Origin of the sequence: Halostagnicola kamekurae (assembly GCF_900116205.1) — an archaeon.
GTDB classification, from domain to species: Archaea; Halobacteriota; Halobacteria; order Halobacteriales; family Natrialbaceae; genus Halostagnicola; species Halostagnicola kamekurae.
On sequence record NZ_FOZS01000001.1, the window covers coordinates 28,665 to 46,812 of the forward strand.

General features: G+C 65.0%; 15 protein-coding genes. 6 read left to right on the forward strand and 9 right to left on the reverse strand.

All coding sequences use genetic code 11. The features are described from left to right. Window positions 1-157 precede the first annotated feature (157 nt). Entirely contained in the window at window positions 158-2,212 is a 2,055-nt protein-coding gene (uvrB, locus tag BM348_RS00145) for an excinuclease ABC subunit UvrB (protein ID WP_092900347.1), read from the forward strand. Between the two features lie 905 nt (window positions 2,213-3,117). On the opposite strand, the gene BM348_RS00150 is transcribed toward uvrB, so the two are convergent. From BM348_RS00150 to BM348_RS00165, 4 genes are all read right to left on the reverse strand, one after another. After that, entirely contained in the window at window positions 3,118-4,341 is a 1,224-nt protein-coding gene (locus BM348_RS00150; protein ID WP_092900348.1) for a putative manganese transporter, read from the reverse strand. Between the two features lie 279 nt (window positions 4,342-4,620). Then, window positions 4,621-5,226 carry a GNAT family N-acetyltransferase gene (locus tag BM348_RS00155; RefSeq protein WP_092900349.1) on the reverse strand — a complete coding sequence of 202 codons (606 nt, stop codon included), beginning with the start codon at window positions 5,224-5,226 and terminating at the stop codon, window positions 4,621-4,623. Between the two features lie 153 nt (window positions 5,227-5,379). Then, a complete protein-coding gene (locus tag BM348_RS00160) occupies window positions 5,380-5,676 on the reverse strand; it encodes a translation initiation factor (protein ID WP_092900350.1) in 297 nt (98 codons plus the stop codon). Window positions 5,677-5,760: 84 nt separating this feature from the next. Continuing rightward, on the reverse strand, window positions 5,761-7,503 hold the full coding sequence (locus tag BM348_RS00165; protein ID WP_092900351.1) for an excinuclease ABC subunit C: 1,743 nt from the start codon (window positions 7,501-7,503) through the stop codon (window positions 5,761-5,763). A gap of 122 nt (window positions 7,504-7,625) precedes the next feature. On the opposite strand from BM348_RS00165, the gene BM348_RS00170 reads away from it, so the two are divergent. The 3 genes from BM348_RS00170 to BM348_RS00180 all read left to right on the forward strand — a co-directional run bounded on the left by BM348_RS00170 (window position 7,626) and on the right by BM348_RS00180 (window position 9,909). Next, window positions 7,626-7,919 (forward strand): hypothetical protein, encoded by a 294-nt coding sequence (locus BM348_RS00170; protein WP_092900354.1) that lies wholly within the window; start codon window positions 7,626-7,628, stop codon window positions 7,917-7,919. 104 nt (window positions 7,920-8,023) lie between these two features. Beyond that, window positions 8,024-8,947: an ABC transporter ATP-binding protein gene (locus BM348_RS00175; protein ID WP_092900360.1), complete on the forward strand. Its 924-nt coding sequence runs from the start codon at window positions 8,024-8,026 to the stop codon at window positions 8,945-8,947. Beyond that, window positions 8,944-9,909 carry an ABC transporter permease gene (locus BM348_RS00180; RefSeq protein ID WP_092900369.1) on the forward strand — a complete coding sequence of 322 codons (966 nt, stop codon included), beginning with the start codon at window positions 8,944-8,946 and terminating at the stop codon, window positions 9,907-9,909. The genes BM348_RS00175 and BM348_RS00180 overlap by 4 nt, the downstream gene beginning before the upstream one ends. Window positions 9,910-9,928: 19 nt before the next feature. Here the strand turns inward: BM348_RS00180 and BM348_RS00185 are convergent, their stop codons facing one another. The 3 genes from BM348_RS00185 to BM348_RS00195 all read right to left on the reverse strand — a co-directional run bounded on the left by BM348_RS00185 (window position 9,929) and on the right by BM348_RS00195 (window position 13,165). Beyond that, complete coding sequence (locus tag BM348_RS00185) at window positions 9,929-10,321, reverse strand: DUF7522 family protein (RefSeq protein WP_092900371.1); 393 nt, start codon at window positions 10,319-10,321, stop codon at window positions 9,929-9,931. A gap of 176 nt (window positions 10,322-10,497) precedes the next feature. Further along, complete coding sequence (gene ligA / locus BM348_RS00190) at window positions 10,498-12,657, reverse strand: NAD-dependent DNA ligase LigA (protein ID WP_092900376.1); 2,160 nt, start codon at window positions 12,655-12,657, stop codon at window positions 10,498-10,500. Between the two features lie 238 nt (window positions 12,658-12,895). Beyond that, window positions 12,896-13,165, reverse strand: coding sequence for a DUF7571 family protein (locus tag BM348_RS00195; protein ID WP_092900379.1), 270 nt, complete (start codon window positions 13,163-13,165; stop codon window positions 12,896-12,898). Between the two features lie 183 nt (window positions 13,166-13,348). On the opposite strand from BM348_RS00195, the gene serB reads away from it, so the two are divergent. Beyond that, window positions 13,349-13,993: a phosphoserine phosphatase SerB gene (serB, locus tag BM348_RS00200; protein ID WP_092900383.1), complete on the forward strand. Its 645-nt coding sequence runs from the start codon at window positions 13,349-13,351 to the stop codon at window positions 13,991-13,993. 107 nt (window positions 13,994-14,100) lie between these two features. Here the strand turns inward: serB and metX are convergent, their stop codons facing one another. Continuing rightward, window positions 14,101-15,306, reverse strand: a complete 1,206-nt coding sequence (gene metX / locus BM348_RS00205) for a homoserine O-acetyltransferase MetX (RefSeq protein WP_092900387.1) — start codon at window positions 15,304-15,306, stop codon at window positions 14,101-14,103. After that, complete coding sequence (locus BM348_RS00210) at window positions 15,303-16,667, reverse strand: O-acetylhomoserine aminocarboxypropyltransferase/cysteine synthase family protein (RefSeq protein ID WP_092900390.1); 1,365 nt, start codon at window positions 16,665-16,667, stop codon at window positions 15,303-15,305. The genes metX and BM348_RS00210 overlap by 4 nt, the downstream gene beginning before the upstream one ends. Before the next feature lie 138 nt (window positions 16,668-16,805). Here BM348_RS00210 and BM348_RS00215 point away from each other — a divergent pair, with 138 nt between their 5' ends. Beyond that, window positions 16,806-18,035, forward strand: a complete 1,230-nt coding sequence (locus BM348_RS00215) for an MFS transporter (protein WP_092900391.1) — start codon at window positions 16,806-16,808, stop codon at window positions 18,033-18,035. Window positions 18,036-18,148: the final 113 nt, after the last annotated feature.

The following is an 18,148-nucleotide window of genomic DNA, read 5'->3' on the forward strand; positions in this document are numbered from 1 at the left end:
ATCCCATATCAGATTTTCCTCTCGCAAACGCGGTCACGACACGTGATAGCGACCAGCCGAAATCCTCCCAGAGATCCAGACCGATGCCCTCGAGCGCCGCCACCGACCGACACCCAAGCGTGTCGGTCAAGTGCCTCGAGACCCTACTCGAGTCATCGTGAGCGACACTCGAGGCCCGCTACAACCGGACCGTCCAGACGCCGCCGAGCCGTTCGAGGTCGACGCACCCTTCGACCCCGCCGGCGACCAGCCCGAGGCGATCGAGGAGTTAGCCGAGGGGTTCCGATCGGGGGCGGACAAACAGACCCTGCTGGGCGTGACGGGGTCGGGAAAGACCAACACCGTCTCGTGGACGATCGAGGAGATCCAGCAGCCGACGCTGGTGATCGCCCACAACAAGACGCTGGCGGCCCAGCTCTACGAGGAGTTCAGGAACCTGTTTCCGAACAACGCCGTCGAGTACTTCGTCTCTTACTACGACTACTACCAGCCCGAGGCCTACGTCGAGCAGAGCGACACCTACATCGACAAGGACGCCTCGATCAACGACGAGATCGACCGGCTTCGCCACTCCGCGACGCGCTCGCTTTTGACCCGCGAGGACGTGATCGTCGTCGCGTCCGTCTCCGCGATCTACGGCCTCGGCGACCCGCGAAACTACATCGACATGTCCCTGCGACTCGAGGTCGGCGAGGAGGTCGGCCGCGACGAACTCCTAAAGCGGCTCGTAGACCTGAACTACGAGCGCAACGACGTCGACTTCACGCAGGGCACGTTCCGCGTGCGCGGCGACACCGTCGAGATCTACCCGATGTACGGCCGCTACGCGGTCCGGGTCGAACTCTGGGGCGACGAAATCGATCGCATGATCAAGGTCGATCCGCTCGAGGGTGAGGCTAAAGGCAAACAGCAGGCCGTGCTCGTCCACCCGGCGGAGCACTACTCGATTCCGGAAACGAAACTCGAGACCGCGATGGACGAGATCCGAGACGACCTGGATTCACGGATCAGCTACTTCGAGCGCCAGGGCGACCTCGTCGCCGCCCAGCGGATCGAAGAGCGGACGACCTTCGACCTCGAGATGATGCAGGAAACGGGCTACTGTTCGGGTATCGAGAACTACTCGCTGTACCTCTCGGATCGCGAGTCGGGAGAGGCCCCCTACACGCTGCTCGATTACTTCCCCGAGGACTTCCTCACCGTCGTTGACGAATCCCACCAGACCATCCCCCAGATCCGGGGCCAGTACGCCGGCGATAAGTCCCGCAAGGACTCGCTGGTCGAGAACGGGTTCCGACTGCCGACGGCCTACGACAACCGCCCGCTCACCTTCGAGGAGTTCGAGGAAAAGACCGACCGGACGCTGTACGTCTCGGCGACGCCAAGCGACTACGAGCGCGAGGAGAGCGACCAGATTGTCGAGCAGATCGTTCGACCGACCCACCTCGTCGACCCCGAGGTGGAGATCTCGTCCGCCAGCGGGCAGGTCGACGACCTGATGGACCGCATCGACGACCGCATCGAGCGCGACGAGCGCACCCTCGTGACGACGCTCACCAAGCGGATGGCCGAGGACCTGACCGAGTACCTCGAGGAAGCAGGCGTGAACGTCGCGTACATGCACGACGAGACCGACACCTTGGAGCGCCACGAGATCATCCGCTCGCTTCGATTGGGCGAGATCGACGTGCTCGTCGGCATCAACCTCCTGCGGGAGGGACTGGACATCCCCGAGGTGAGCCTCGTCGCGATCCTCGACGCCGACCAGGAAGGGTTCCTCCGCAGCGAGACCACGCTCGTCCAGACGATGGGCCGGGCCGCCCGAAACGTCAACGGCGAGGTCGTCCTCTACGCCGACGATCCCTCGAGCGCGATGGCCGACGCCATCGAGGAGACCCAGCGCCGCCGCCGGATTCAACAGCGGTACAACGAGGAACACGGCTACGAACCGACCACGATCGAGAAGGAAGTCGGCGAGACGAACCTCCCGGGGAGCAAGACAGATACCACCGAAATCTCCGGACGCGAACTCGCGGACGACGACGAGGCGGCGCGGTACGTACAGGACTTAGAGGATCGGATGGAGGAAGCCGCGGAGAACCTCGAGTTCGAACTGGCGGCCGACATTCGAGACCGGATTCGGGAGGTGCGCGAGGAGTTCGAACTCGAGAGCGACGAAGAGGGAATCGCGCCGCCGGCCGAGGAGTTCTGAGCGAACATCGGTCAGAGTGCGGTCCTCGAGTCGTCGCGCTTGCGTATTGGAATCGAGCACGGCGACATTACTCCGGTTTCGAACCACGCTAACAGTAGATTCGCGATTTATTCATCCAGAACATTCAAAATACCTGGAAGTGAAGCGGGGCTTATCACTGATTATCTCACCGAGCGTCCGTCTGAGAAGTAGAATTTCAACAGTGAAAAGTGTACAGAATTAGATACTATGATTGATGGCTCGTGACTTGACCTTCGGAAACTTCTTGAAGGACTTGGGAATGCGAATTGGGGCAGCAGCCGTAGTTTTAGGTATATTCTTTGGTCTCGGATATCTCAACCGAACTGATTTCCTCGGTCTTTCGAGTCTTCTTGGTAACCGCCTTGTGTTCTTTGCTGTAGCTTTCCTACTGATTGGAATCGCATCCCTTGCCTGGATCGTATTCCAGCGATACAGGCGGTGAATACGCATTCGTGATTGCCGAATTGGTCTTGTAGTTTCCCACACATTCCTAGATGGGAAAATGTATTACCAGCCGCTAGCAGAGGGAACGTCGGGAACCACGGTGAACGTTCCGTATCGCGCCAACACAGATTCCCACACCGCTCACGGGTCACTGCGTTCCCGTTCGCACTTCGAGAACCTCACCTCGTTCGGATCTCGTGCTCGCCAACCGATTCGTTCGCTTCCGGATCGTTTCTCCCCGCTCGCTCACTCATTCAGTGGAAGACCTAAGCGTCTTCCGAGCAACCGCTCGTTCCACTCGCGACGACCTTGTGCAGTGGTATCGGCTGTCTTCGCCGGCGCTCAGCCAGCCGACAGCGCGCGCCACCGCTTTCCGGCTCTCAGCTCACAGCCTGAAGAAGTACGGAAAACATCGGTAACCTGCCGTTACACGCGGACGGTCACAGCACGCCGAATCCGAACTGAGCCATGCCGAAGACGGGGCCCCACAGGAGGTGGAGCGCGACGCCGACGACGACGGCCGGCAGGAAGTTGTAGATCGTCGCGACGATGGCCGCCTTGGCGTCGACGGCCAACAGCGGGAACAGCGCGTCGCCGTCCTGGGCGATTGCGTTCGCGGAGAGCGCGGAGAACGGCAGTCCGCCCTCGGCGTAGACGCTCGCCAGCAGGATCTGCGGGCCACAGCCGGGGATCAACCCGACCATCGCGCCGCCGATCGGTGCGAGCACGCCCGCCGTCGCCGCGATGGCCGTGACGTCCAGCCCGGTCAGGACGACGGCGTACTCGTAGACGAGGAAGGCGACGAGCACCCAGACGGTGACGAAACTCGTCTCCATCGCCGCGTGGGTGAGCGTATCGTAGATCGACCCGAAGGAGTCTCGAGCCCGCGCAACCTCTCCCTCGCCGACGTAGTGGCGGCCGACGCCGTAGAGGTACAGCGACAGCACCGCGCCGGAGATGCCGACGATGGTGAACAGGCCGTCGAATCCGAGACCGAGCGCGAGCGGTACCTCGGGGCCGCCCCGAAGCAGGTAGAGGGTCCCGAGTCCGAGTCCCACGAGCGCGGCGGCCCACCACAGGACGTGCGCGAGGTGTGAAAGCGGCGTGAGCACTCGAGAGACCCGATCCGGCCCCGACTCGTGGGAGTGGGTCGGGGACGGGCCGCCGTAGTCGTGGGCGGGGTTGGGTCCGACGCCGTTGTTGACCACGGTCCCGCCGTCGGCCATCGCCGGCGAGAGTTGGGAGACGGCGTTGTCGACTCGAGTGACGCCCAGTCCGACGGAGTCGACGAGGTAGCCGGTCGCGACGGAGGCGGCGAATGCGATGGCGTATGCGTACAGCGCGGCCTCGGGCGCGAGCGCGAGGATCACGAACGCCGAGTCGCCGGCGGTCGCGCCGAGCGTCGCGACGACGGTCCCGAAGCTAACCGTGCCGCGGACGTAGAGCGGCATGACGATAATCGCACCGCCACAGCCGGGGGTCAATCCCAGAAGTCCGCCGAACAGGACTTGCAGTCGCTCGTTGTTCTCGATCGCGCCGACCACGGCACCGTCGGTCCAGTACTGGATCAGACCGAACGCGAGTATCGTCACCGCGACGAACGTGCTCACCTGCACGTAACCGTCCCGGAGGGAAGCGAAAAGAACGTCTAGCAGTTCGTTCACGGGCGCTCACCCAGAGATTGGCTCTGGCTGGCCCAGGGTTTAGACATCTCTAAAAATATATTTGCCACCGTGCGGTAAATAGTTGCTGGTCTCTGCAACCTCGGCGGCGAGAGCCAGGAACCGGCGAAATAGAGAGATAAACGGGTCGACTCGTCCGGTCACGACTCTATTGCGCTCGAGACGGCGATATATCGAGACGACTACACCTGAGACGCAGGTACCTCGAGACGACGACACTCCGAGACCGCTACACCTCGGGACCGCTACACCCCAGAACCGTTATACTTCTAGCGTGTAGACCACTTCGGGGTAGAACTCGCCGGCGATTTCGACCTCGCCCTCGTCGGTTCGTTCGAATCCGAGCGACTCGTAGAAGCCCCGTCCCTCGTCGTTGAACGCGAAGTCGATCAGCTGAATGCGCTCGATATCGTACGCCTCGAGTTGGATCCTGAGCCGTTCGTGGAGTCGGGTGCCGATCCCGCGGCCCTGAAAATCGGGGTGGACGTACAGCCGAAGCACGTCGGCCGTCTCGCCGTGGACGACGGCCTGGGCGAACCCGACGATTCGATCGCCCGCGTCGTTACCGGATTCGGCGGCAGGTTCTTCGCCGGCAGGTTCGGCGGCGGCGGTCGAGCGGGCGTCCCACTCGTTGACCGGAGTGTCGTCTGCACGATCGCTCGAGCCTTCGCCCGCGGCGTCTTCGACTTCGACGACGAGGACGACGGTCCCCGGGGCCTCGAGCGGGATCGCACCCGCGCCGTACCACTCGTCGATCGCCCAGTCGATCGTCTCCGCGTCGAGTTCGTCGTAGGTGTCGTGCCACGTCTCCCGGGCGACCGCTCTGATCGACTCGAGGTCGTCCGCAGTCGCGGGTCGAACGTGCATACCAGGTGGTTGGGCCGAGAGCCCTAAAGGTGTTCTCGGCGCTCAGGTGAGATGTAAGTCGGTGCGGAGTTCTCGCTGGCGATGGCTCGGTCTCTGCCAGCACGCCGACACGACGTCCCGGCACGGTACCGATGCGGACCGAACCGCGGCCGCTCAACCGCGTATTTCGAACCCGCGATCTCGTAGCAGATCGGGCACTCGATCCCGGTGGTCGCCCTGAATCTCGATCCGTCCGTCGTCGACGGTTCCGCCCGCGCCGACGGCGCTCTTGAGATCCGATGCAACCGACTGGACCTCCGAATTCGGAAGATCGAACCCCTCGATGATGGTGACGGGCTTGTCGTAGCGCCGGCGCTCCATGCGAATCGAGAGCGTCTGCTGGGAGCTCTCGAGGTCGCCCTGACTGTCGAGTTCGTCGAGCAAATCGTCGATCGAATCGTCGTTTGCCACACGATAGCATTCTTCGTCGGAAGTCATAACGCTGTCCCTGCGACCGTCGGGCGAACGCGACGGCTCGAGTGCCGGCCCAGCGGCTCAGAGTCTCGACTCGATCGTCTCGGCCGTCTTCGATCCGACGCCCTCGACGCTCCGAAGATCCTCGAGGGAGGCCTCGCGGACGTTTTCGACGCTGCCGAAGCGACCGAGCAACCGCTTTCGCGTCTCGGGGCCGACCCCCGGAACGTCGTCTAACACCGTCTTCACCTCGTCGCGGATCGTCTGGTGGTACTGGACCGCAAAGCGGTGAGACTCGTCGCGCACACGCTGGAGCAGGTGCAGGTGCGGGGCGTCCGACGGCCAGGAGAACTCCCGATCGGGCGTGATGACCGTCTCCTCGGCCTTGGCCAGCGCGATCGCCGGAACGTCCCAGCCCACCATCTCGAGCGCGTCTCGAGCCGCCTCGAGCTGACCCTCCCCGCCGTCGATCACCAGCAGGTCGGGGTCCGGGCGGTCGTCCCGGCCCTCGACGGCGCGGCGGGCGCGCCACTCGAGCAGCGCCCGCATGTTGTCGTAGTCGTCGTTCTGATCGGCGAGTTTCTTCCGGCGATAATCGGCCTTTTCGGCGTTGCCGTCGACGAACGCGACGTTGCTGCCGACCGCCGATTTCCCCTGGGCGTGGCTCACGTCGAACCCCTCGAGCCGATCGGCCGCCTCGAGGCCGAGCGCGTCGGCGAGCATGCCACACTCGTCGCGACCGCCGACGTTCCGCCGAGCGTTTTTCAGCGCGAGGTCGACGAGTTTCGCCTCGCGGCCGGCACCCGGAACGCGGACGTCGATTCCTTCCGTCTCGAGCCAGCCCGCGACCTCCTCGTCGCCGTGGCGCTCGGGGAGCAACAGGGCGTCCGGCAGGTCCCGCTCGGCGTAGTACTGGACGAGAAACGCCGCGAGGACGGACGCGACGCGCTCGGTCTCGCTGTCGGGGGCCGGCGCTTCGACGCGGTGGCGGTCCCGTTCGACCAGCTTGCCGTCTTCGGCGCGGAGTCGCGCGACCGTCGCGTTCTCGCCTTCGATCGCGACGCCGAGCACGTCGACGGCCCGTTCGTTGCCGGCCGACTGAACGGCTTCGCCGCCCTCGCCGTGGAACGCCTCGACCGACTCGAGTCGGTCCCGAAGGTTGGCCGCGCGTTCGAACTGCTTGTCCTGTGCCGCCTCTTCCATCTCCCGCCGAAGCGGGTCCGCGAGGATTCCGGTCTCGCCCTCGAGAAACCGCTCGACGACGGTCACGTCCTCGACGTAGCTCTCGAGGTCGATCTCTCGCGTGCAGGGGGCGGTACAGAGGCCCATCTCGTAGTCGAGACACGGCCGGTCCCGACCCGAGTACTTGTGGTCCGAACAGCCCCGGACGCCGTAGGTCTCTCGCAGCGCTTTGACGACGGTCTCTACCCGACCCTTGTTCGTGTACGGCCCGAAGACGGTCGCGGACTCGTTCGGATCGCGCGTGATCTCGATCCGCGGGGCCGCGTGGTCGGTCAACTGGACCATCGGGTAGGACTTGTCGTCTTTCAGTCGGACGTTGTAGCGGGGCTGGTGGCGCTTTATCAGGTTCGCCTCGAGCAACAGCGCCTGGGTTTCCGTGTCCGTGACGGCTATCTCGATGTCGTCGGCGCGATCGACCATCCGCCGGATCCGAGCGCTTCGCGGATCGGCGTACGAGTGCACCCGATCCCGTAGGTCGACGGCCTTCCCGACGTAGAGGGTCGCCTCGTCGGCGCGAAACTGGTAGACGCCGGGCTCGCGCGGCAGCGACCGCGCCCGCTCGCGAACCGTCTCGGCGTTCATCGGCGGCCCTAGGCGTTCGACGACTTTCAGCCTACCGTCACAGCGATTCCCACACCGACGCGAGCGACCGCTCGATCGCCCGCGATCCGACGGCTGGTGCCGCTCGACGCGACAGTTTCTCGGTGGTCGCCGCACAACGAAAAAAAAAAAGTGACTCGACGGAACGGTGCTGGCTGGTCGAACGGACCTTCGACGACCGAAACCTCGTGACGATCGTCTACGCGACCCCCGACGGGTCGCGGTACCACCAGCGGGAACGATCGGCGACGTCCCTCCGGGAGGGATCGACGGTGACCGCGGCGGCCGACATCGATCCGGACGAACTCGAGGCAGTCACCGACGAAGAGACGAGAGCGCGCTACGCGGCCGAGGTAGAGCGAATCGCGAGCACACACGATCCCGACGACGCAGTCTAAGTGCGGGGAGATATCGAAAATAGCCAATACGCTCTCCAGAACGGTTTTCTCGCCGCCTGTACTCGGTGGAAAAACCTTATCAATTCTGGGTGAAATGGACACCTATGGCTGCGATAGAAGCCACCGCCCTGACAAAATCCTACGGTCGGACGCTCGCGCTCGAGGACCTCTCCTTCGAGGTCCGCGAAGGCGAAGTGTTCGGCTTTTTGGGTCCAAACGGTGCCGGAAAGTCCACGACGATCAATATCCTCCTCGACTTCATCCGGCCGACCGCCGGCGAGGTGAACGTCCTCGGGATGGATGCACAGGCACGGAGCCGCGACATCCGCCAGCGAACCGGCGTCCTCCCCGAAGGGTTCGAGACCTACGACCGGCTCACCGGTCGCCAGCACCTCGAGTTCGCCCTCGACTCGAAGGGTGCCGACGACGATCCGGACGAGCTCTTAGAGCGGGTCGGCATCCCCGACGCCGGCGACCGAAAGGCCGGCGGCTACTCGAAGGGGATGTCCCAGCGACTCATGCTCGCGATGGCGCTTATCGGCGAACCCGACCTCCTGATTCTCGACGAGCCCTCGACGGGACTCGACCCCAACGGGGCTCGGGAAATGCGCGAGATCGTCCTCGAGGAAGCAGACCGCGGCGCAACCGTCTTCTTCTCGAGCCACATCATGGAGCAGGTCGAAGCCGTCTGCGACCGCGTCGGCATCCTCAAGGACGGCCAGATGGTCGCCGTCGACACCGTCGAAGGCCTGCGCGATTCGGTCAGCACCGGCACGACGCTTCGGATCACCGTCGACCGAATCGACAGCGGGGCGGTCGACGACATCCGCGCGATGCCGGAAGTCAACTCCATCAGAACGGACGAGAGCGGCCCGTCGCTCATCGTCGAGTGTAACGGATCGAAAACGACCGTTCTGAACGAGATCGAACAGCAGGGACTCGAAGTCCGGGACTTCCAGACCAAGGAGGCGTCGCTCGAGGACGTCTTCCAGTCGTACACGACCGGACGGGAGGTGCGCGCCCAATGAGCACCGAGACCGCGAGCAGTTCGGGATCGGGTTCGGCGACGAGTTCGATCAATCTCGAGAGCGTCCGCGCAGTCGCGAAGAAGGACTTCCAGGACGCGGTGCGCTCGTGGGTGTTCTGGGGACTGAGTTTCCTCTTCTTCCTGTTGCTGGTCGGTATCACGGGCGGAATAGCGTATTTCAGTACCGGTTCCGGGTCGACGCAGGAATTGACGACGGGTGGGCTCATTTCGATCGTTAGGGATGTGACGCGGGTCATTATCCCACTGATCGCATTGATATTGGGCTGGAAATCGATCGCCGGAGAGCGAGAGAGCGGCACCATCAAAGTGTTGCTCTCGCTCCCGCACTCGCGAAAGGACGTGGTGCTCGGCAAACTGATCGGCCGCTCTGCCGTACTGTCGCTGTCGATGATCATCGGGTTCGGTCTCGCGGCCATCGTCGTCGCCGGCCTACTCGGTAGCTTCGACATCGCGCAGTACGTCGGATTACTCGGAATGTCGATCCTCTACGGCATCGCGTACACCGGCATCGCCGTCTCGCTCTCCTCGCTTACCAAATCGACGACGCTTGCCGGTGGTGCGGTCTTCGGCGTCTTCCTGCTATTTTACGGTGCCTGGTACCTCATCCGCATCGGATTCAGTATGCTGGTGCAGCGGGACATAATCAGTGGGGTCACGTACACGCGGACGACCGAGTTATCAGATGGGACGACTAGGGAGATGACGGGGGAGCGGGTTCCCGATTTCGTATTGTTCCTCGACTCACTCGATCCGGGAACCGCCTTCAATAACGCGCTCTCGATCGTGAGTCCGGCCATCGACGGCGTCAGATATCCGGATTACATATTCCCGAACGGCATGCCGTTCTACCTCGAGGATTGGGTCTCCTTTATCATCCTGCTTTGCTGGATCGTCATTCCGACCGCCATCGCACTCTGGCGGTTCGACCGCGTCGACCTGTAACACGCATATTTCTTCCGTTTTAGGCCTCGGACGTACCGTACTCCTCGAGAACCGATCGTAACGCGGTCGAGAGTTCCTCGAACCGCTCCATCGAGAGCGGGTCGGTCGTCACCCAGACGCCGAGTTCGCCGCTGATGACGCGCGTGAGGTAGCCGTTTTCGAACATCCGAATCGTCGCCTCGTACTCGCCGAGCTGGGTGTTTCGGTACGCCGACTGCGACCGAAAGCCGAGCGCCTCGTGTTCGGCGAAGCCGACGAGGTCTGCGGTCCGCTCGAGGTCCGAGCGGAGATACAGCTGTTCGACCTCGTCTTCGGTGAAGTAGGTGATGCTCCGGAGTTCGTCGCCAACCGCGGTTCGACAGACACTCAGGAGTTCGTCGACCAATTCCTGATCGATGCTACCAGTGCTCATAGGCTAACATTGGGACGATCGGATAATAGCGTGACGGTGGCGGAAGGATCCATCCGGGAGCTGTCGATGCGCTTCGAGCGGGCGGATACGAATACGAGACAGAGTGGCCGTATGCTGGAGTTGACCGCGGTACGACCGGGACGACGATTCTACCGTGATCGACTGCAGCCCTCGAATCAGTTCGCAGGCGGCAGGGAGAGACCCCGCGACTCGAGAAAGTCCCGAAACGCCGCTTCCTCGAGAATCTCCACGTCGTTGGCTTCGGCGTCCTCGAGCTTCGTCGAACCCGGACTCTCGCCGATCACGAGGTAATCGGTGTTCCCCGAGACGCTTCCCGTCGCGTTCGCGTCGTGGGCCTCGACGAGGTCCTGGGCCTCGCCTCGAGTGACCCCCTCGAGCGAGCCGGTGAAGACGAACGTCAGCCCCTCGAGTTCGTCTCCGCCGTCGGGTCCGGCGTCCGCGTCCTGCGGCGAGACGTGCTCGAGCACGGCGTCGACCGCCTCGGCGTTGGCCTCGCTCGCGAAGAACTCGTGGATCGTTTCGGCGACGGTCTCGCCAACGTCGTCGACGCCCTCGAGTCGGCTCGGATCCGTCTCGACGGCCTCGCGAAACGCCTCGAAGGAGCCGAACTCCCGAGCGAGTTCGCGGGCGGTCGCCGGGCCGACGTGGGGGATGCCGAGCGCCGAGAGGAAGTCCGCAAGGGGCGGCTCGCGGGCGGCCTCGAGCTCAGAGAGGAGGTTTTCGGCGCTCGTCTCGCCCCAGCCCTCGAGGGCCACCAGCTCCTCGCGCTCGAGTTCGTAGAGCGAGGCGATGGAGTCGACGAGACCGGCCTCGACCAGTTGACGGACGCTCTTCTCGCCGAGCCCTTCCAGATCGAGGCCGTCGTCGCTCGCGTAGTACTCGATCGAGCGCCGGAGCTGTGCGTCACAGGCCAGCCCGCCCGTACAGAAGGCCATCGGGCCGTCGCGCTCGATCGGGCTGTCGCAGATCGGACAGCGCTCGGGGAGTTCGTAGTGGCCCTCGCTTCCCTTCTCGACGACCTCCTCGACGTAGGGAATCACGTCGCCCGCTCGCTGGACGCGGACGGTGTCGCCCACGTTGACGTTCTTCTCGGCGATCTCGTCGGGGTTGTGCAGGCTCGCTCGAGAGACGGTGACGCCGCCGACGTCGACCGGCTCGAGGAGCGCGACCGGCGTCACCCGCCCCGTGCGGCCCACCTGCACGGCGATGTCGGCGATCGGAGTTACCTCCGCGCGGGCGGGGAACTTGTAGGCGAAGGCCCACCGATCGTGGCGAGCCGTCTGCCCCAGGTGCTCGCGGGCCTCGCGGTCGTCGACCTTGATGACGACGCCGTCGATCTCGTATGGGAGGTCGTCGCGAGCCTCGAGCATCCGATCGCGGTAGTCGATCGCGTCCTCGATCGCATCGCCCGGTCCGCGGTCACCTGTAGCGTCCGCGGAACTTCGTTCCGCGCTGTCGATGACCTCGACGCGGTCGTTCGTCCGCAAGCCGAGTTCGGGGAACCGCTCGAGTTCCTCCCGGTGGGTGTCTTCGAGTTCGCTCGCCTCGAGCACGTCGAAGTAAAAGACCTCGAGCGGCCGGTCTGCGACCACTGTGGGATCGAGTTGACGGATCGTCCCCGCCGTCGCGTTCCGCGGGTTCGCGAAGGGGTCGTCGCCGCGTTCGATCCGATCGCGGTTGTGGGTCTGAAACGCGTCTTTGGGCATGTAGACCTCGCCCCGAACCGCGAGGAAGTCGGGCGGGTCGCCGTGGAGTTTCTGGGGCACCGATCCGATCGTGCGCGCGTTCCGAGTCACGTCGTCGCCCTCGCGGCCGTCGCCGCGAGTGACCGCCCGCTGCAAGCTTCCCTCCTCGTAGACGAACTCCATCGAGACGCCGTCGAACTTGGGCTCGCAGACGTAGCTGACCCCGTCGATTCCCGCGTCCTCGAGTTCGTCGCGGACCCTGCGGTCGAACTCGCGGACGTCCTCGACCTCGCCGCTCTGGTCGATCGAGAGCATCGGCGCGACGTGCTCGGCGGTTTCGAACGCGTCGATCGGCTCCCCGCCGACGCCCCGCGTCGGGCTGTCGGGATGCGAGAGCGAGAAGGCGTCCTCGAGCTCCCGGAGCCTGGCGAAGAGCGCGTCGTAGGCCCGGTCGGCGATGACGGGGTCGTTCTCGACGTAGTAGCGCCGGTCGTGCTCGCGGATCGCGGCGCGCAACTGCTCGACTCGCTCGGCCGCGTCCGCCTCAGAGAGTTTCTCGGCGGGATCGAACTCCGTCGGCGGATCTCGAAGGAAGGGGTTCTCGTCGCCGGATTCGTCTGCACCAGCCATTACGCGAGGGTACACACCGGTTCGTTAAAGTCGCTGTCTCTCTCCGGCGCGCTCGATCGTCCGTCGGCGGTGACCGAAGCGTCGCTCGAGCATCGGTCGATGGACGCCCACGGCGTTCGAGTGTTGGTCGGCGACGATCGAGAAGTTTCGTCGCCGATTTAGCAGTCGCTCGAGGGCGTTCGGACGAACCGCAACGTCGGAGCCACAGAGGCTCCGCAGTGAGAACGAGAGCGCTCGGCTAGACGGAGGGCGTCTCGAGGGTCCAGCCGGGATCCTGTCCGGTCTGATCGATCGCATCGGCCCGACACGCCGGGCAGTAGTCGGGCGTCGTACTCTCGTTTCGGGGAACGTAGACCGCGCCGCCACACGTCACGCACGCATCGGAAACGACGGTTACACAGTCGTGACAGAGGTTGAAGTCGTCGACCGTGAGTTCGCGCAGGGGTTCGAGTTGTTTGTCCAAGAGATACTCGTCGATGACCGCCTGACAGTTGTGGCACGGTTTCATAGCGATGCGTCCGGTACCATGACATAGTAACACAAAGATCTGTCGCCCCCGCCAAATCCTCACACCACTTCGCCGTCGTGTGGATTTCGACGACCGGGGCGGCTCGAGCGGGACCGGAGACCGCCGTTGCCCGCCGATCCGAAACCTGAACTGGTTTATTCCCGGCCTGAAAACCATCGGTCGATGACCATCGTCGCTTTCGACTTCGACGGAACGCTCTCCGATTCGGAAATGACCGTCCTGCTCGGCGACCGCTGTGGGGTCGCCGACGAGATGGCAGCGATCACCGAACGCGCGATGAACGACGAGATCGGCTACGCGGAAAGTCTGCGCGAGCGCGCGGCCCTGCTCGAGGGACTTTCGGAGGCCGAGGCCCGGGCCGCCTTCGACGAGGTCGAACTCCGCGAGGGATCAGCGGGCCTGATTCGGGCGCTCAACGACGCCGGGGTCACCACCGCGATCCTCACCGGCGGCTTCAAACGCGGCGTCGCGGCGGCGCTCGAGAAAGAGGACGTCGGCGTCGATTACATCGTCTCGAACAGTCTCCCGATCGAAGACGGCGCGTTGACCGGGGACGTCGAAGGGCCGCTCATCGAGGGGACGAAAGACACGGCGCTCGAGAGCCTCGCCGGCGACGTCGGCGTCTCCATGTCGGAGACGGTCGCCGTGGGCGACGGCGCGAACGACCTGCCGATGCTCGAGGTCGCCGGCCTCCCGATCGGATTCGACCCGAAACCGGCGGTCGAACCGGCCTGCGAGGTCGTCGTTACCTCGATGGCCGAAGTCCGCGATACGCTGCTCGCCGAAGGCGTGCTCGACCGGACGTAGGCGAATCGCCGGACGAAGTGATTCGCTCGAGTCGGTTCCCGACGAGAGAGCCGGGCACGACGCTGGACCGGGGCGTTACTCGAATCGAACACCACCAGACTGCGCCGCTACTCCGAAAAGAGACTCGTGTGGACCGGGGCGAACGCCTCCGGTTCGTCCTCCTCCTCGGCGGTATCCGTGATCGCCCGTCCGTCGAGCCCCGCCGATAGCAGCGCCGACAGCGGCGGGCCGACCTTCTCGGGTTCGACGAGGAACGCGTCGTGGCCGTGGTCGGATTCGATGACGTGGTGGGAAACCGCGACGCCTGCGTCCCGACAGGCGTCGGCGAGGACTTCGGCCTGTTCGACGGTGAAGTGCCAGTCCCCGGTAAACGAGAGGACGAGCAGTTCGCCCTCGAACGCGGCCAGCGCGTCGGCGTCGGACTCATAGCCCGCCGCGAGGTCGAAGTCGTCCATCGCGCGGGTCAGGTAGAGGTAGCTGTTGGCGTCGTAGCGCTCCGTGAACTTCTCGGCCTGGTAGTCGAGGTAGGACTCGACCTCCCGATACGGGAAGAAGGCCCCGGCCGGGTCCGTCGGCTTCTCTCGAGTCGCCTCGCGCCCGGCGGAGCGGCGGCCGAACTTGCGGGCCATCGACGCCTTCGAGAGGTACATGATGTGGCCGATCTGGCGCGCTCGAGCCAGCCCGTCGGTCGGCTCGGGACCACCGTAGTAGTGGCCCTCGTTCCAGTTCGGATCTGACGTGATCGCCCGCCGCGCGACGGTGTCGAGAGCGAGACACTGGGCGTCGAGGCGGGCGGCGGCCGCGACCGACGCGGCGTAGTCGACGTCGTCCGGATACCGCCGGAGCCAGTCGAGGACGTTCATCCCGCCGACGCTGCCGCCGATGACGGCGTGGAGCCGGCCCACGCCGAGTTCGTCCAGCAGTCGTCGCTGCGAGCGCGTCCAGTCGCCGATCGTCACGGGCGGGAAGTCAGTGCCGTAGGGCTCGCCCGTCTCGGGGTTCGTACTCGAGGGGCCGGTCGTCCCGTAGCAGGAACCGGGCGCGTTCGCGCAGACGACGTAGTACTCGGTGGTGTCGATGGCCTTGCCGGGACCGACCACGTCGCCCCACCAGGCGCGGGCCTGCCCGGCCGTCTCGTCGCCCGAATCGGGCCGGCGGGCGACGTGGGCGCTGCCGGTCAGCGCGTGACAGACGAGGACGGCGTTGTCGCCCGTGAATTCGCCGTAGGTCTCGTAGGCGACCTCGAGCGAGGGGATCGACTCGCCGCTCTCGAAGGTGAACTCGCCGAGGTCGACGGTCGCTTTGGTCGTCATGGCCGCTCCTCCGGGGATCGTTCCGCCGTCCCCGCACGCGATTCGTCGGCCGCCGCCGACGCCGTCTCGATCGCCGCGTCGATGTCCGCGAGAATGTCCGCGGGGTCCTCGATGCCGACCGAAAGCCGAACGAGGTCGGGCGTGACGCCCGCGTCTTTCTGTTCCTCGGGGGAAAGCTGACCGTGGGTCGTGCTCGCGGGGTGGATGACGAGCGTCTTCGCGTCGCCGATGTTCGCGAGGAACTGCGCGACCTCGACTTCCTCGCAGAAGCGCTTGCCGGCCGCGAACCCGCCCTCGAGGCCGAAGGCGATCATGCCGCCGAAATCGGAGAGGTAGTTCGAGGCGTTGTCGTGGGTCGGGTGGCTCTCGAGGCCGGGGTACGTGACCCAGGCAACGTCGTCGTGGTCGGCTAAGTACTCGGCGACGATGGTCGCGTTCTCGCAGTGTTTGTCCATCCGCAGGGGCAGCGATTCGAGTCCCTGTAGCGTCTGCCAGGCGTCGAACGGCGACTGCTGGTTGCCCAGACTGCGCGTCGACCGGAAGCGAACCGCAGCGGCCAGCGGCGCGTCCGGAAAGTCCCGCGAGAAGTCGACGTCGTGGTAGGCGTGGTTCTGCCCCGAAATCTCGTCGTAGCCGTGCTCGCCCCACGGGAACTGCCCGCCGTCGACGAGGATGCCCCCGACGGTCGTCCCCGACCCGTGGAGCCACTTCGTCGTCGACTCCCAGACGACGTCCGCGCCGTGTTCTAAGGGCCGACAGAGGTGGGGCGTCGCGAAGGTGTTGTCGACGACCAGCGGCACGCCGTGATCGTGGGCGATGGTCGAGAGCCGATCGAAATCGGGCGTCACGAGCGAGGGGTTGCCGATCGTCTCGACGTGGACGAACGCCGTGTCGTCGTCGATCGCCTCCTCGTAGGCCTCGGGCTCGAGCGTCGGGACCAGCCGCGTCTCGATGTCCCGCCGGGCGGCGGTCTTCGAGAAGTAGGCGGTCGTCCCGCCGTAGGTATCGGTCGAGAGGACGACGTTGTCGCCCGCCTCGGCCAACACGAGTACGGCCGAGTCGAGCGCGGCCATTCCGCTCGCGGTCGCCACCGCGCCCGGCGCGCCCTCGAGGGAGGCCAGGCGGCGCTCTAGGGTCTGGACGGTCGGGTTCGAGATCCGCGAGTAGATGTGGCCCTCGCTCTCGAGGGCGTAGAGATCCGCGGCGCTGTCGGCGTCGTCGAACACGTAGGAGGTGGTCTGATACAGCGGCGGGGCCATCGCGCCCGTCTCGGGATCGGGTGACTGGCCGGCGTGAACGCTTCGCGTTCCGAATCGACACCGTTCGGGATCGTCGATCCCATCGCTCGTGTCGTCGCTCATGTTTTGCATGCATACTTCTCCACGGACTTATGCGTCTCAGTAACGGCAAAAACCGCAAATTCTGCGAGATATTACCACACATCTGACGAGTATGCCGGGACGAACGAGTTCTTAGGGGAGCAGCCCCAACGGCCGCTCGTGTCATCGAATCGTCGGGATCGGGCGGTGCTCGCGGCCGTCGTGTTCGCCGTGTTGTTCTCCCAGCTGCTGCTCTATCCCGGCATCAGTACGCTGGTCGAAGCGCTCGGAGCGGACACGGGCGGCGGCTCGTCGGCGTTTGCGACGACCGAACTCGACGCGAGCATGTGGTTCCTCGTGGCCGAATTCGCGGCCTACGTGGTCTTCGTCGGCGTCTGGGGGGCCGCGAGCGACATCACGGGGCGGCGAACGCCATTTATTGTCACGGGTGCGCTCGCCGGTGCCGTGGGCTATCTCGCTCTTGCTGCCGTCCCGATGCTCGGTTCGATCCCCTTCGAGGGCGTCCTCCTGTTGCGCGTTCTCCAGGGCGCGATGACCATCGGCGCGTTCTCGCTGACGATGACGATGCTGATGGATCTCGAGGGCGGTCACGGGAAGAACATGGGCGCGGCGGGGATCGCGATCGGGCTCGGCGCCGCTCTCGGCGCGCCGATCGGCGGCCAGCTCACGACGGTCGATCCGCTCGCGCCGCTGGTCGTTGCGGGCGTCTTGCTCGTCTGCGTGGGTGGCTTGGTCACCCTCGTCCCCGACCGGGCACCGACCGGGCGGCGGGCGGCTCGAGACCTCCTCGAGGGCGTTCGTCGACGGCCGACGCTCTCGATTCCCTACGCGTTCGGATTCATCGATCGACTCACGGCCGGCTTTTTCGCGCTCGTCGGCACGCTGTACTTTCAGGAGGCGTTCGAACTTGGACCGGCCGGGACGGGGATCTTGCTGGCGTGCTTTTTCGCACCGTTCGCACTCTTGCAGTACCCGATGGGAGCGCTCTCGGATCGGATCGGTCGAACCGCGCCGGTCGTCGCGGGCTCGCTCTGTTACGGCGTCGCCATCCTCGGCGTCTACGTGGCTCCGACAGTGCCGCTCGCAGCCTTCGCGATGGTGATCGTCGGGGTCCTCGGGGCGCTCGTCTCGCCGGCGACGATGGCGCTGGTCACCGACCTCGCCGCGGACGGCGAACGCGGAGTCGCGATGGGCGGGTTCAACCTCGCGGGCAGTCTCGGCTTTCTTGGCGGCTTTCTCATCGGCGGCAGCGTCGCCACGGCCTACGGCTACGGGTTGGCCTTCCTCGTCGTCGGCGGCCTCGAGATCGCGATCGCGATCGTCACCGTTCCGGTGTTCCTCAGACTATCACTCGGCGGACACAAACATGTTCGTGAAAACGAGGCATAAACCACACCGGCGCGTTGCGTCTTTTTAAGCCGGTTCTCGAGGGGGGACCGCGAGAATTGTGGTATGCGAACACATGACTGTACGACGACAGAGGGGATCACTTTTTATGTACG